A 13,231-nucleotide genomic window follows, 5' to 3' on the forward strand; every position below is an offset into this window, starting at 1 on the left:
CTCAGAGGCCCTCGTAGAGGCGCCCGGCGGCGAAGATGCCGCGGGGGTCAAAAGTGGCTTTCAGGCGGCGGTGGATGTCCAGCAGGGGCGAGGCCAGGGGGTGGAAGGCCTGGTCCCGGGCCGCTGCCGGGCCGCGGAACAGGGTGGCGTGGCCGCCGGCCTTTTCCACCGTTTCCCGGATGCGCCGGGGCTCGGCGTCGGACACCAGCCAGCGCTGGGCGCCGCCCCACTCCACCAGGGTGCGCCCCGGCAGGTCCAACTGGGGCGCCGTGGAAGGCACGGCGAGGCGCCACAGGGCGGGCTCGTTGGCACCGCCGGCGCCGGCGAAGAAGGGATGGGTCTGTTCCCGCACCCCGGCCCAGAAGGCAGACGCCACGCCGGCCTCCACCAGGGTGCCGCCAAGAGCGGCCTGGGCTGCGGCGACGGCGGCACGGGCGCCGGAAAGGCGCACCGTGATTGCCTCTCCGTCCGGGTGCCCGGCGTCGCTCCACACCGTGGCGGAAATGGGCAGGGGCTTGCCGCCCCACTGGTTCATCAGGGCCAGGGCCTTGGCCTGGGAGGTTTCCAGGCGGATGGTGGCCTCGGCCACGGGCCGGGGCAGCACCTTGAGGGACACTTCCAGCAGCAGGCCCAACTGGCCCAGGCTGCCGGCCAGGAGCCGGGGCACGTCGTAGCCGGCCACGTTCTTCATCACCTGGCCACCGAAGTTCAAGGCCTGGCCCTGGCCGTCCATCAGGCGCACGCCGAGGACGAAGTCCCGCACCGCCCCGGCCTGGGCCCGGCGGGGGCCGGAGAGGCCGGCGGCGACCATGCCGCCGACGGTGGCATCAGGGCCGAAATGGGGCGGCTCGCAGGCCAGGTACTGGCCCTTTTCCGCCAGCACCGCCTCCAGCTCGGCCAGGGATGTGCCGGCTTTCACCGTCACCACCAGTTCGGTGGGCTCGTAGGCCACCACGCCGCGATGGCTGCGGGTGTCGAGAATGTCGCCCTGCACCGGGCGGCCGTAGAAGTCCTTGCTGCCACCGCCCCGGAGCAGCAGGGGGGCGCCGGCGGAAGCAGCCAGGATGCGCTCCCGGCACTGTTGTTCAAAAACCTGGCTCATGCCTTTTCTCCACGGGTCTGGCGATACTCCCGGCAGCGGGCCGGGGTGGGGATGGCCTTGCCCGGGTTGAGCAGGCCGGCCGGGTCGAAGGACTGCTTGACGCCCTCGAAGCGGGCCAGCTCCTCCGGCGTGAACTGGGCGCACATCTGGGTGATCTTCTCCACCCCGACGCCGTGCTCGCCGGTGATGGAGCCCCCCAGGGCCACGGACAGCTCCAGGATCTCGGCGCCGAAGGCGGTGGCCTGTTCCAGTTCGCCGGGCTGGTTGGCGTCGTACATGATCAGGGGATGCAGGTTGCCGTCGCCGGCGTGGAAGACGTTGGCGCAGCGCAGGCCGTATTTCTTCTCCATGGCGGCGATGGCGGTGAGCATCTCCGCCACCCGCTTGCGCGGAATGGTGCCGTCCATGCACAGGTAGTCCGGGGTGATGCGGCCCACGGCGGGAAAGGCGGCCTTGCGCCCGGCCCAGAAGCGCAGCCGCTCGGCCTCGTTGGCGGAGACCCGCAGGGAGGTGGCGCCGCTCTTTTCCAGCACGGCGCGCATGGCGGCGATTTCCTCCTCCACCTCCTCCGGCGTGCCGTCGGATTCGCACAGCAGCACGGCCTCGGCATCGAGGTCGTAGCCCGCCTTGACGTAGGGCTCGACGGCGTGGGTGGCGGGCTTGTCCATCATTTCCAGGCCGGCGGGAATGATGCCGGCGGCGATGACCTCGGCCACCGCGTTGCCGGCCTTGGTGACGGAATCGAAGTAGGCCAGCACCACCTTGGCCACCTGGGGCTTGGGCGTCAGCTTCACCAGCACCTCGGTGATCACCGCCAGCATGCCTTCGGAGCCGTTGAGCAGGGCCAGCAGGTCGAAGCCGGGGGCATCCAGGGCGGCGCTGCCGAAGGTCACCGCCTCGCCGGCCATGGTGTAGCCCCGCACCTGCAGCACGTTATGCACGGTGAGGCCGTACTTGAGGCAATGCACGCCGCCCGAGTTCTCCGAGACGTTGCCGCCGATGGTGCAGGCGATCTGGGAAGAAGGGTCCGGCGCGTAGTAGAGGTTGTAGGGCGCGGCGGCCTCGGATACGGCCAGGTTGCGCACCCCGGGCTGGACCAGGGCAGTGCGGGCCACCGGGTCCACCTTGAGGATTTTCTTGAACTTGGCCAGGGACAGCAGCAGGCCCTGGTGGTGCGGCATGGCGCCGCCGGAAAGGCCCGTGGCGGCGCCCCGGGGCACCACCGGCACCTGGAGCCGGTGGCACAGCTGCAGGATGGCCTGCACCTCCGCCTCCGTCTCCGGCAGGGCCACCGCCAGGGGCAGGTTGCGGTAGGCCGTGAGGCCGTCGCATTCGTAGGGACGCAGGTCCTCCGGCTCCCCGTAGACCCGGCCCGGGGGCAGGATGCGCCCCAGGGCGGCCAGCAGGGCCGCCTGGTCCACGGCGAAATCCGGACTGTCCGGCAGACGGTCACCCATGGTCGTTCTCCTCGTGCGCTGGCCCCACGGCCAGCTTGGCTTCAAGACAGGTTGCTTGCGGCGCCGCGCCCACCCGGGCCGCCGCCTGATAGAGATGGCCGGCCGCCGCCTGGCGTGCCGCCGCTGCATCGCCGGCGGCGATGGCGGCGTAGAGCCGTTCGTGTTCGGCCTGGGCCGCCGCGGCCCGGCCCGTGGCATGGCCGGCTGCATCCCAGGTGGGACGGCGGCTTTCGGAAAACTGGGCGGAAAGGAAGCTGACGAAGCGGCGGATTTCCGGGTTGTGGGTGGCGGCGGCAATGGCCTGGTGGAAGACGTCGTCGTCCTCGGCGCCGTCGTCGCCCTGGCGCACCGCCTCGCCCATGGCCTGCAGGGCCGCGTACATGGCCGCCAGGTCGGCCGGGGTGCGGCGCCGGGCCGCCAGTTCCGCCGCCCCGGTCTCCACCAGGGCCCGCAGTTCGAAGATGTGGCTGAGGGCTTCCCCCGCCGGGGTCCCCGGGGCCAGCTTGAAGCTGCCGCTGTCGGGCCGGGCGGCCACGCTCATGCCCGAACCCTGGCGCGAGGCCACCAGACCGTCGGCCTTGAGGCGGGCCACCGCCTCCCGCACCACGGCGCGGGAAACGCCAAACTCGGCGGCCAGGGCCATTTCCGTCGGCAGGCGCGCCCCCGGCGCATAGGCGCCGCTGCGAATGCGCTGCTCCAGGGCCGCCCCGATGTCGGCGGAAAGCCCGGCCGAAGGGCCCATGCCACGGCCCCGGGCGGAACCCGGGGCGGCAGTGCTGGCAAGGGATGGGGAAGCGGCCATGAAAGTTGTCTGACAAATTTTTGCCAAGACTAAAACCCGCCCCGCCACCGGTCAACCTAGGGGAAACCCTCCCCGCCCCCGGCCTGCGCCCCACGCCGGGCGGAGAGGAAATGCAACAGCCCCGGCGGCATCTCCCTCGGCACTTCCAGCATGAATCCGGCCAGCCAGCCGGCAATGGGGTCAGCGGGCAGCGCGACCCCGCTAAAGTCGCGGGCCAGATGGAAATAGGCGGCCCCGTAGGCGCGCAACCCGGCCGGGCCGGCAGCGCCAAGCCTCGCGGCAGTTGGCGACAGCAGCAGCCGACGGCAGCGGCCGCGACGGAACAGGAACACCACCCGGGCCGCCCCGCAGCCGGCCAGGGGTTCCCCCCGGCCATTGACCAGCCCTTCCCCCGGCCTCTCGTACAGATACAGCCGCCGGCACCCGGGCAAGGGCGGCAGGACTTCAGCCATAGGTGCGCCAGAAGAAGGCGCCGGCCATGAGGAAGTTGAGCAGCACCACCCCCTTCCGCAGACGCCGGGGTTCCAGGCGCTGGCTAAGCCGCGCCCCCAGCCAGCCCCCGGCAACGGCGCCGGCCGCCAGGGCCAGGCCCGGCCCCCAGCGCACCTGGCCGGCGACAATGAAGCAGAGGACGGCCACCGCATTGGTGGCGCCGACGAACAGGCTCTTGGCGCCATTCACCGCCCGCAGTTCGGTGTAGCCCCAGATGCCCCACAGGGCCATCATCATGATGCCCACGGCGCCGCCGAAATAGCCGCCGTAGACGGCCAGCAGGCCCTGGCCGGCCAGCATGACGCCCGGCCCCGGATGGCGCTGCCGTCGCAGCAGGCGGCCCGCCGCGCCGCCCCAGGCGAAGGCCACGGCCCCCAGCAGGAGCAGCCAGGGCACCAGCAGGTCGAAATGGCGGGAGGGCGTCAGCAACAGCAGAATGGCGCCGATCAGCCCGCCGGCCAGGCTGACCGCCAGCAGGCGGGAGGTGGCCACCCCGGGGAAGGGGGCAAAGTCCCGCCGCAGGGTCCAGGCGCTGGCCAGGGCGCCGGGGAACAGGGCCACGGTGCTGGTGGCATTGGCGACGGTGGACGGCACCCCGGCCAGGATCAGGGCCGGCAGGGTGACGAAGGAGCCGCCGCCCGCCAGGGCATTCATGGCGCCGGCCAGGGTGCCGACGGCGAGAAGCATGAGTGAGTTTTCCATGAGCCTCAGTCTGAAACATGGAGCACCCCCTGAAAATCGGCATTTTTCTCAGGCACACTTCGGCTATTCCATAGGCTGAGCAGGGAGCCGCGCCATGCGTTTCGATCTCACGGACCTCAATCTCTTCATCCAGGTCGCCGACAGCGGCAGCATCACGGCCGGCGCCGAGCGCTGCCATCTGTCCCTGGCCTCGGCCAGCGCCCGTATCCGCGGCATGGAGGAAACCCTGGGCACGCCCCTGTTGCAACGGGGCCGGCGCGGCGTCACGCCGACACCCGCCGGCCGGGCCCTGCTGCACCACGCCCAGACCATCGCGGCCCAGGTGCAGCATCTGCGCGGCGACCTGGGCCAGTATGCCCAGGGCCTCAAGGGCCACATCCGGCTGCTGGGCAACACCGCCGCCCTCAGCGAGTTCCTGCCGGAGGCCCTGGCTGCCTTTCTCGCCGCCCATCCCCAGGTCGATGTGGACGTGGAGGAACGGCTCAGCCACCACATCGTCGAGGCCATCGCCGCCGGCCTGGGCGATGTGGGCATCATTGCCGACTCGGTGGACCCGGGGGAGCTGGAAACCCTGCCGTTCCGGGAAGACCGCCTGGTGCTGGTATGCAGCCGCCGTCATGGGCTCGCCGGGCGCGAGACGGTCAATTTCGCCGACACCCTGGACTGGGAATGGGTCGGCCTCACCCCGGGCAGCGCCCTGCCCGACTTTCTCGCCGCCCACGGCGCCCGCATCGGCCGCCAGCCCCGCTACCGGGTGCGGCTCGGCAATTTCGACGCCCTCTGCCGCATGGTGGAAGCGGGCGTCGGCGTCGGCATCATCCCGGTGACGGCAGCCCGCCGCTACGCCCGCAGCATGGATCTGGCGGTGTTGCCCCTGGCCGATGCCTGGGCCAGCCGCCAGTTGCGGCTCTGCTGCCGCCGGCTGGAGGCGCTGCCGCCCTATGCCCGGCAGCTGGTGGAGCATCTGCGGCAAGCCGCGCCGCCGGCCATCTGAGGCGCCACACCCGGCCCCCGGCGCCTCATCCGCCGCCCCTGCCCGGCGACACCCTGCGGGTGGAAAACGAGGTGCAGTCCGTGCTGTCCTCCCGTTCCAAACCCAGGCAGGGCATGGTCACGGTGCGCAGCGAAATCCTCAACCAGCACGGCGACACGGTACAGGTGCAGGAGCAGACCGCCAAACTGGTGGTGCCGCGCCGGCGCCTGAGCCGGCCAAGGGCCCGGCCTCAGCCGTTGTCCTCCTCCGGCAGCACCAGCACGGCGCGGAAGTCGTTGACGTTGGTGCGGGTGGGGCCGGTCAGCAGCAGGTCCCCCAGGCCGGCGAAGAAGCCGTAGGCGTCGTGGCCGGCCAGATGGGCCCGGGCGTCCAGGCCGGCAGCGGCGGCCCGGGCCAGGGTCGCCGGATCGATGCGGGCGCCGGCGTTGTCCTCGGAACCGTCGATGCCGTCCGTATCCGCCGCCAGGGCGTGGATGCCGGGCCGGCCGCCGAGGGCCAGCGCCAGGGCCAGGAGGAATTCGCTGTTGCGCCCGCCCCGGCCCAGGGGCGCGCCCGGCGCCACGCTGACGGTGGTCTCGCCGCCGGAGAGGAGCACGCAGGGCGGCGCCAGGGGCGTGCCGTGGTCCTGACAGGCCAGGGCCAGGCCGGCCGAGACCTTGGCCACCTCCTTCGCCTCCCCTTCCACCCGGTCCCCCAGCACCAGGGGCGTGATGCCGGCGGCCCGGGCGGCCTCGGCGGCGGCCAGGAGGGACTGCTGGGGCCGGCCGATGAGCCGGTAGTCGCTGCGGCCGAGCCGGGGATCGCCGGGCTTGGGCATCTCCAGGGCGCCGGACTGCAGCAGGGCGGCCACTTCCGGCGGTACCTCGATGCCGTGGCGGGCCAGCACCGCCAGGGCGTCGGCGCAGGTAGTGGGATCGGCCACGGTGGGGCCGGAGGCGATGACCGAGGGATCGTCCCCGGCCACGTCGGAAATGGCCAGGGTCAGCACCGGGGCCGGCCAGGCCGCGGCGGCCAGGCGCCCGCCCTTGACCGCCGAGAGGTGCTTGCGCACGCAGTTGATCTCGCCGATGTCGGCACCGCTGAGCAGCAGGGCCCGGGTCAGGGCCCGCTTCTGGGCCAGGCTGACGCCGGGGGCCGGGGCCGCCATGAGGGCGGAACCGCCGCCGGAAATGAGGGCCAGCACCCGGTCCTTTTCCGTCAGGCCCCGCACCTGTTCCAGGATGCGGGCGGCAGCGGCCTCGCCGGCGACGTCCGGCACCGGATGGGCCGCCTCCACCACTTCGATGCGGCGGCAGGGCAGGCCGTGGCCGTAGCGGGTCACCACCAGGCCGGAGAGGGGGCCGGGCCAGTGTTCCTCCACCGCCCGGGCCATGGCCCCTGCCGCCTTGCCGGCGCCCACCACCACCAGGCGCCCGCCCTCGGGCAGGCTGGCCGGGTCCGGCAGATGGGGCGGCACCAGCCGGGCCGGATCGGCGGCGGCGAGGGCGGCCTGCAGCAGGTTGTGGAGCAGGGCGTCGGGGGCTAGTTGCTTGTGGGAGGCAGCGGACATGGGGACTCCGGGAAAAGTCGGGACTGGCCGGACGGCACTCGCCGCCAGCGTCGGCGGCTGGCGGCGGCTGGCGGCAGAAGCGGGGCCGATGGCCCGCGCCGGTGCTGCCCGGGCCGGCCGTGCGCTGGGCAGGTCGCCCGGCAGCGCGCTATTACCTCGCTATTACCTAATGCATACTTTCTTGACCTGGATCAACGGCCGCCGGCGTCCAGGGGTTAGGCTGACCGCCCAGCCTCCGGGCTCCCTGCGGCCAAGGGCCCGGTCTGCGCCGGCCTCGGGCCGGCCGGGGCGGACATGGGGCCGTTGCCCCGTTGCCGCCTATTTACCGCCTTCTGCCTTTCTGACCATAGCGCCCGTCCATGAGCACCGAACTTTTCACCTGGAGCGACGATTTTTCCGTCGGCATCCAGGAAATCGACGAACAGCACAAGGTCCTGGTGGGCCTGCTCAACCAGCTCCACGAGGCCATCCGCGACCACCAGGGCAGCGCCACCTCCCGGGAGATCCTGGACCGGCTGGCCGACTATACCCGCACCCATTTCACCGTGGAAGAGAGCCTCATGCGGGTCACCAACTACCCGGATTTCCCCGGCCACAAGGCCCAGCACGAGGAGCTGATCCGCCAGATCCGGGAACTGCAGGAGAAGCTGGACACGGGTAAGGCCGCCATCAGTTTCGAGCTGCTGCACTTCCTCAAGGTGTGGCTGACCAAGCACATCAGCGAAACCGACAAGCGCTTCGGCAGCCACTTCCTCGGCGTGCCCCTGGCCGCCGACTGGTCGCCGGAGGTGGAGGCGGCCATGAACTCGAAGAAGGCCTGGTGGCGCTTCTGGTAAGCCGGGCCGCTTGAGGCCGGCAGTGCAGGACAACGGCAGCGCGGCTGCCGTTTCTTTTTTGCCGCGGTCGTGGCGCCCCGGGCGATGCTGCCGCCCCCGCGGCTTGCCGCTTACAGGCGACTGCCGCCGGGAAAATCGGCCCGCCTGCCCCGCAAGCGACAAGGCCCGCCGAGGGGAGCCCGGCGCGACCGCCGTACAGCACCTGTCCGCTGAAGCAGCAACGACGCCACTCTCCGATGACCCATGACTGAGATGGCCGTCCCGCCTGGGCCCCAGGCCACTCCCCTTTCAGATGCCCCGCGCCGCCGCCAGCCAGCCCAGGCCGGCCTCGGTGCCGGCGGCGGGCTTGTATTCGCAGCCGATCCAGCCGTCGTAGCCCAGTTCCGCCAGACGGCGGAAGAGATAGGGGTAATGGATTTCACCGCTGCCCGGCTCGTGGCGCCCCGGGTTGTCGGCGATCTGCAGGTGGCCGATGGCGGCCAGATGGCGCTCCAGGAATCGGGCCAGGTCGCCCTCCATGATCTGGGCGTGGTAGAGGTCGTACTGCAGCCGCCCCACGCCCGCCTCCGCCAGCACCTCCAGGCCCTTGGCCGGGCGGTCGAGCCAGAAGCCGGGCATGTCCACCCGGCTGTTGATGGGCTCGGCCAGCAGCTCGATGCCGTGGGGCGCCAGCTTGGCGTGGGCCCAGCGCAGGTTGGCGATGAAGGTGGCGCGCAATTCGGCTTCCACGTCCGCCGCCTCCACCGCCCCGGCCGGGGCCAGACCGGCCAGGCAGTTCAGCCGGCGGCAGCCCAGGGTGAGCGCATACTCCAGCGCCAGCTCAACGCCCTGGCGGAATTCCGCCTCCCGCCCGGGCAGGCAGCCGAGGCCCCGCTCGCCCCCCTCCCAGTCCCCCGCCGGCAGGTTGAACAGCACCTGCTCCAGGCCGTGGGCCTGCAGGCGCTCGGCGATTTCCTCCTTGGCGTGGGCGTAGGGGAACATGTATTCGACGCCCCGGAAGCCGGCGGCGGCGGCCCGGGCGAAGCGGTCGAGGAAGGGGTGCTCGGCAAAGAGAAAGCTCAGATTGGCGGCAAATTTCAACATAAGGGCGGGAAACGCAAGGGCGGCGAAGGGGAAAGCCTCAGTATAATCGGCCCACCAAGTTATCTATAAGACAGAGGAGACTGCCATGGGCAACCGCCTTTCCAAGATCGTCACCCGCACCGGCGACCAGGGTGAAACCGGCCTCGGCGACGGTTCCCGCACCGGCAAGGACAGCCTGCGCATCGACGCCATCGGCGAGGTGGACGAGCTCAACTCCTCCCTCGGCCTGCTGCTGGCCGAAAGCTTCCCCGAGGCCATCGACGCCGCGGCGCGGGAAGCCCTGATCCAGGTCCAGCACGACCTCTTCGACCTGGGGGGCGAGCTGTGCATCCCCGGCATGGAAATGGTCAAGGAAGAACAGGTGCTGCGCCTGGAGCAATGGGTGGCCGACTTCAACGAGCCCCTGGCGCCCCTCAAGGAATTCATCCTCCCCGGCGGCACCCGGGCCGCCGCCCACGCCCATCTGGCCCGCACCATCTGCCGCCGCGCCGAGCGCGCCGTGGTGCGCCTGGCCCACGCCGAGAGCGTGGCCGACGGCCCGCGCCAGTACCTCAACCGGCTCTCCGACCTGCTCTTCGTCCTCGGCCGTGGGCTCAATCACGCCGCCGGCTGCGGCGACGTGCTGTGGAAGCACGAGCGCAAGGCCAAGCCGAAACAGGCGTGAAGGTCTGAAGCTGGAAAGAAAAAGGCACCGCTCGGTGCCTTTTTTCTTGGCCGGTGGCCGCCAGCCAGTCCTGGCCGCAAGCCCTGGCGCCATCAAGGGGGCAGCGACCGGCTGGGCAGAGTTACCGGGCGGCCCCAGTCTGCCGGGCGTATCGGGCTCAGGCCCCGGGCAGGCGGGCGATGACCTTGATCTCGAACTGGAAACCATAGAGCCAGGTCACCCCCACACCGGTCAGGGCGGGATAGGGAGCCTCGCCCCAGTAGTCCGGCAACACCCGCCAGAAGGTCTCCAGCACGGCCTCGGGATCGACCAGGAACACGGTCACCTCCACCACGTCGGCAAAGGTGCAGCCGGCGGCCTCCAGCACCCCGTTCAGGTTGTCGAAGGCGCGGCGGATCTGGGCCTCCAGCTGCGGTTCCGGCGAACCGTCGTCACGGCTGCCGACCTGGCCGGAGACGAAGAGGAAGCCGTTCGAGCGCACGGCGGGGGAATAGCGGTTGCGTTCATACAGGGCTTGGCGCCCCGGCGGAAATACCGCATCGCGGGGTGATGTCATGGCAAGGGCTCTCTTTCTTGGCCGGCGGCGATGGCCGGACATGGCGGTAAGGGGAGCGCCCCCCCGGAGGCAGGGAACGCTGCAGCGGAGCACCCACTGTAGCGCCGGGGCCGGGGCCGATAAATGGCGGCGGCTGGGCAACAGTGTTTGTAAAATGCAAACAATCATCACCGGAAAATCAAAACAAACATGGACCGCTTCGATGCCATGCGCACCTTTACCTGCGTCGTCGACACCGGCAGCTTCACCAAGGCGGCGGAGACCCTGCACATCAGCCGGGCCACGGCGACCCAGCTGGTGCAGCAGCTGGAGAAGCGGCTGCAGGTCCGGCTGCTGGACAGGACCACGCGCAAGGTGGGAGTGACCGGCGCCGGCAGCGCCTTTTACGAGCGGGCGGTGCGCCTGCTGGCCGATCTGGACGATGCGGAAAACAGCGTCACCGCAAGCCAGGAGACCCTGGGCGGCCGCCTGCGCCTCGACGTGCCCAGCCCCCTGGCGCGCCTGGTGCTGCTGCCGGCCCTGTCCGCCTTTTTCGCACGCCATCCCGACATCCAGATCGACATGCGGGTCAGCGACCGTACTTCGGACCTGCTGGACGAAAACATCGACGGCGTCATCCGGGGCGGCCCCATGGCGGACCCGACCCTGATTGCCAGACGCCTGGGCGACCTGCGCCTGCAGACCTACGCGGCGCCCGACTATCTGCAGCGCCTGGGTTCGCCGCAGCACCCCCGGGAACTGGAGGGTCCGGAGCATCGGATCGTCGGCTATCTGTGGGCCCACCGGAACCAGCAGGCGTCCTATCTGATGCGACGGCAGCAGGAGGCCCTCGGCATCCGCGGCCACTACGCCCTGGCCGTGGACGACGGCAACGCCTACCTGGCGGCGGCCCTGGCCGGGCTGGGGATCGTCTGGCTGCCCGACTACATGGCCCGGCCCCACGTGGCCGCGGGCTCCCTGATCCGGTTATTCCCGGACTGGCAACTGGACCCCATGCCCCTGCATGCCGCCTTCCCCCCCAGCCGGCGCAACAATGCCCGGCTGCGGGCCTTCATCGACTGGGCGTCCGAACTGATCGCCGGCATTTCCTGACGCCGGGCCGGGAGCCGACCCGCGCCACGGCCTGCCGGCGCCCTCGCCGCGATTGGCGGCCCGCCGGACGGCACTTTCCACAGCAGCAGCCGCAGCGCCGGCAAACCGCCGGTGCCGACCGCCCCGGGCGGGCCGGCCTACAGCAGCGCCGCCGTGTCCACCACCGCCACCCGGGTGGTCAGGGCGCTGAGGGCGATGCGGTGGATCATCTCGCTGACCGTGGTGCAGCAGTCCTTCAGCACCGAGACCGGGTACTTCTCCGCCGCCCTGGAGAGGGCGGTATGGGTGACGCAGTTGTGGGTCATCATGCCGCACAGCCACAGCTCGGTGATGCCCCGCTGTGCCAGCACGGCTTCCAGATCGGTCTGGTGGAAGCTGTCGGCAAAACGCTTCAGCACCACCGGCGCCTCCGGCGCAGCGGCCAGGAGACGGGGGTGGAGGTCCACGCCCGACGTTCCCTGGTTGAAGAAAGGCGCCGGTCCCTTGGCCGGATCGGCCACGTGCTGCACCAGGATCACCGGCAAGCCCCGGGCCCGGGCCGCGGCCACCGCCGCCAGGGTGCGCTCCAGCAACGCCTCCGGCTGCCACAGGGGAAAGGCGCCGCCGGGGAAATAGTCGTTCTGCAGGTCGATGACGACCAGGGCGGGTTTGCTGTTGCTCATGGGAATCTCCTTGAGTGGGGTGCGATGGGCCGATTATTGGCCAGCCCCGGCACCACCGGCAGTGGCCCGAATGACAATTTCCGTTAATATCGGGCCACACCATTTCCCGGGAACTGCCATGAACCGGCTCCCCGTCGCCGTGCTGGCCTACCAGCGCATCAGCCCCTTCCACCTCTCCGTGCCCTGCGTCGTCTTCGGCGAGCGCCACCTGGGCGCCCCGGCCTTCGAACTGCGGGTGTGCGCCTGGGAGGACGGCCCCCTCGCCACCACCGCCGGCTTCAGCCTCAATGTGGAACAGGGCCTGGAGGCCCTGGCCACGGCCCGGGTGGTGATCGTGCCGAGCTGGCGCGACCCGGCGGAACGGCCGCCCCAGGCCGTGCTCGACGCCCTGGTGGCCGCCCACCGGCGCGGCGCCCAGGTGGTGGGCCTGTGCCTGGGGGCCTACGTGCTGGCCGAGGCGGGCCTGCTGGACGGCCGCCGCGCCACCACCCACTGGGAGTTCGCCGCGGACTTCGCCCGCCGCTACCCGGCCGTGACCCTGGACCCGGGGGTGCTCTACGTGGACGAAGGCAACCTCCTCACCTCCGCCGGCACGGCGGCGGGCATCGACGCCTGCCTGCACCTGCTGCGCCAGCGCTGCGGCGCCACTGCCGCCAACCGGGTGGCCCGCCGCCTGGTGACGCCGCCCCACCGCCAGGGCGGCCAGGCCCAGTACATCCCCCAGCCCCTGCCCGCCAGCGCCGGCGATTCCCGCCTGGCGGCGCTGCTGGACCGGGTGCGGGCCAGCCTGGAACAGCCCCACGACCTCAACAGCCTGGCGGCCCAGGCCCTGATGAGCCGGCGCACCTTCACCCGCCACTTCCGCCAGCTCACCGGCGCCACCGTCGGCCAGTGGCTGCTGGGGGAACGGCTGGGCCTGGCCCAGCGCCTGCTGGAGAGCACGGACCACGGCATCGAACGCATCGCCCAGCTGGCCGGCTTCGGCTCCCCGGAAGCCCTGCGTCTGCACTTCCGCCGCAGCCTGGGGGTTTCCCCCAGCCAGTGGCGGCAATCCTTCGGCGCCCGGGACGGGGCCTGAGGGCGCCGCCATGCCCGCAACACCGCCCGGCGGTCACCCCGCCAGCGCCCCCATGCCCGGAACGCCTTGCCCCGCCTAACTCTCCGGCATGGCATGGCGGAAATCCGCGTCTTTCCTGCCCCTCCGAACAGGCAGGGCGGCAAGCCCCATCCCTGCGCCTTA

At 71.4% G+C, this 13,231-nt stretch carries 14 protein-coding genes; 5 read left to right on the plus strand and 9 right to left on the minus strand.

What is annotated here, in order from left to right; all coding sequences use genetic code 11:
- Position 1 precedes the first annotated feature (1 nt).
- The 5 genes from glcE to OEL49_RS02160 are packed head-to-tail and all read right to left on the minus strand — an operon-like array spanning position 2 to position 4,540.
- A complete protein-coding gene (glcE, locus tag OEL49_RS02140; protein WP_287873876.1) occupies positions 2-1,102 on the minus strand; it encodes a glycolate oxidase subunit GlcE in 1,101 nt (366 codons plus the stop codon).
- Positions 1,099-2,559 carry an FAD-linked oxidase C-terminal domain-containing protein gene (locus OEL49_RS02145; RefSeq protein WP_014238424.1) on the minus strand — a complete coding sequence of 487 codons (1,461 nt, stop codon included), beginning with the start codon at positions 2,557-2,559 and terminating at the stop codon, positions 1,099-1,101. The genes glcE and OEL49_RS02145 overlap by 4 nt, the downstream gene beginning before the upstream one ends.
- Positions 2,552-3,361 (minus strand): FadR/GntR family transcriptional regulator, encoded by an 810-nt coding sequence (locus OEL49_RS02150; protein ID WP_287873877.1) that lies wholly within the window; start codon positions 3,359-3,361, stop codon positions 2,552-2,554. Before OEL49_RS02150 ends, OEL49_RS02145 begins: the two co-directional genes overlap by 8 nt.
- Before the next feature lie 56 nt (positions 3,362-3,417).
- Complete coding sequence (locus OEL49_RS02155; RefSeq protein WP_287873878.1) at positions 3,418-3,813, minus strand: hypothetical protein; 396 nt, start codon at positions 3,811-3,813, stop codon at positions 3,418-3,420.
- Positions 3,806-4,540, minus strand: a complete 735-nt coding sequence (locus tag OEL49_RS02160; protein WP_287873879.1) for a sulfite exporter TauE/SafE family protein — start codon at positions 4,538-4,540, stop codon at positions 3,806-3,808. The genes OEL49_RS02155 and OEL49_RS02160 overlap by 8 nt, the downstream gene beginning before the upstream one ends.
- Positions 4,541-4,649: 109 nt before the next feature.
- On the opposite strand from OEL49_RS02160, the gene OEL49_RS02165 reads away from it, so the two are divergent.
- A complete protein-coding gene (locus tag OEL49_RS02165) occupies positions 4,650-5,549 on the plus strand; it encodes a LysR family transcriptional regulator (protein ID WP_287873880.1) in 900 nt (299 codons plus the stop codon).
- 229 nt (positions 5,550-5,778) lie between these two features.
- Here the strand turns inward: OEL49_RS02165 and OEL49_RS02170 are convergent, their stop codons facing one another.
- Positions 5,779-7,098 (minus strand): glycerate kinase type-2 family protein, encoded by a 1,320-nt coding sequence (locus OEL49_RS02170; protein ID WP_287873881.1) that lies wholly within the window; start codon positions 7,096-7,098, stop codon positions 5,779-5,781.
- A gap of 359 nt (positions 7,099-7,457) precedes the next feature.
- On the opposite strand from OEL49_RS02170, the gene OEL49_RS02175 reads away from it, so the two are divergent.
- Positions 7,458-7,934 (plus strand): bacteriohemerythrin, encoded by a 477-nt coding sequence (locus OEL49_RS02175; RefSeq protein WP_014238430.1) that lies wholly within the window; start codon positions 7,458-7,460, stop codon positions 7,932-7,934.
- A 288-nt stretch (positions 7,935-8,222) separates the two neighbouring features.
- Here the strand turns inward: OEL49_RS02175 and otnI are convergent, their stop codons facing one another.
- A complete protein-coding gene (gene otnI / locus OEL49_RS02180) occupies positions 8,223-9,017 on the minus strand; it encodes a 2-oxo-tetronate isomerase (protein ID WP_287873882.1) in 795 nt (264 codons plus the stop codon).
- A gap of 85 nt (positions 9,018-9,102) precedes the next feature.
- Between otnI and OEL49_RS02185 the strand changes: the two genes are divergently transcribed.
- Entirely contained in the window at positions 9,103-9,681 is a 579-nt protein-coding gene (locus OEL49_RS02185; RefSeq protein ID WP_287873883.1) for a cob(I)yrinic acid a,c-diamide adenosyltransferase, read from the plus strand.
- A 157-nt stretch (positions 9,682-9,838) separates the two neighbouring features.
- Here the strand turns inward: OEL49_RS02185 and OEL49_RS02190 are convergent, their stop codons facing one another.
- Positions 9,839-10,237, minus strand: coding sequence for a RidA family protein (locus tag OEL49_RS02190; RefSeq protein ID WP_014238433.1), 399 nt, complete (start codon positions 10,235-10,237; stop codon positions 9,839-9,841).
- A gap of 189 nt (positions 10,238-10,426) precedes the next feature.
- Here OEL49_RS02190 and OEL49_RS02195 point away from each other — a divergent pair, with 189 nt between their 5' ends.
- Entirely contained in the window at positions 10,427-11,329 is a 903-nt protein-coding gene (locus tag OEL49_RS02195) for a LysR substrate-binding domain-containing protein (protein WP_287873884.1), read from the plus strand.
- A gap of 137 nt (positions 11,330-11,466) precedes the next feature.
- Here OEL49_RS02195 and OEL49_RS02200 read toward each other — a convergent pair whose 3' ends face one another.
- A complete protein-coding gene (locus tag OEL49_RS02200) occupies positions 11,467-11,991 on the minus strand; it encodes a cysteine hydrolase family protein (protein ID WP_287873885.1) in 525 nt (174 codons plus the stop codon).
- 118 nt (positions 11,992-12,109) lie between these two features.
- On the opposite strand from OEL49_RS02200, the gene OEL49_RS02205 reads away from it, so the two are divergent.
- Complete coding sequence (locus OEL49_RS02205) at positions 12,110-13,069, plus strand: helix-turn-helix domain-containing protein (RefSeq protein WP_014238436.1); 960 nt, start codon at positions 12,110-12,112, stop codon at positions 13,067-13,069.
- Positions 13,070-13,231 lie beyond the last annotated feature (162 nt).

Origin of the sequence: Azospira sp. (assembly GCF_030247495.1) — a bacterium.
Taxonomy (GTDB): domain Bacteria; phylum Pseudomonadota; class Gammaproteobacteria; order Burkholderiales; family Rhodocyclaceae; genus Azospira; species Azospira oryzae.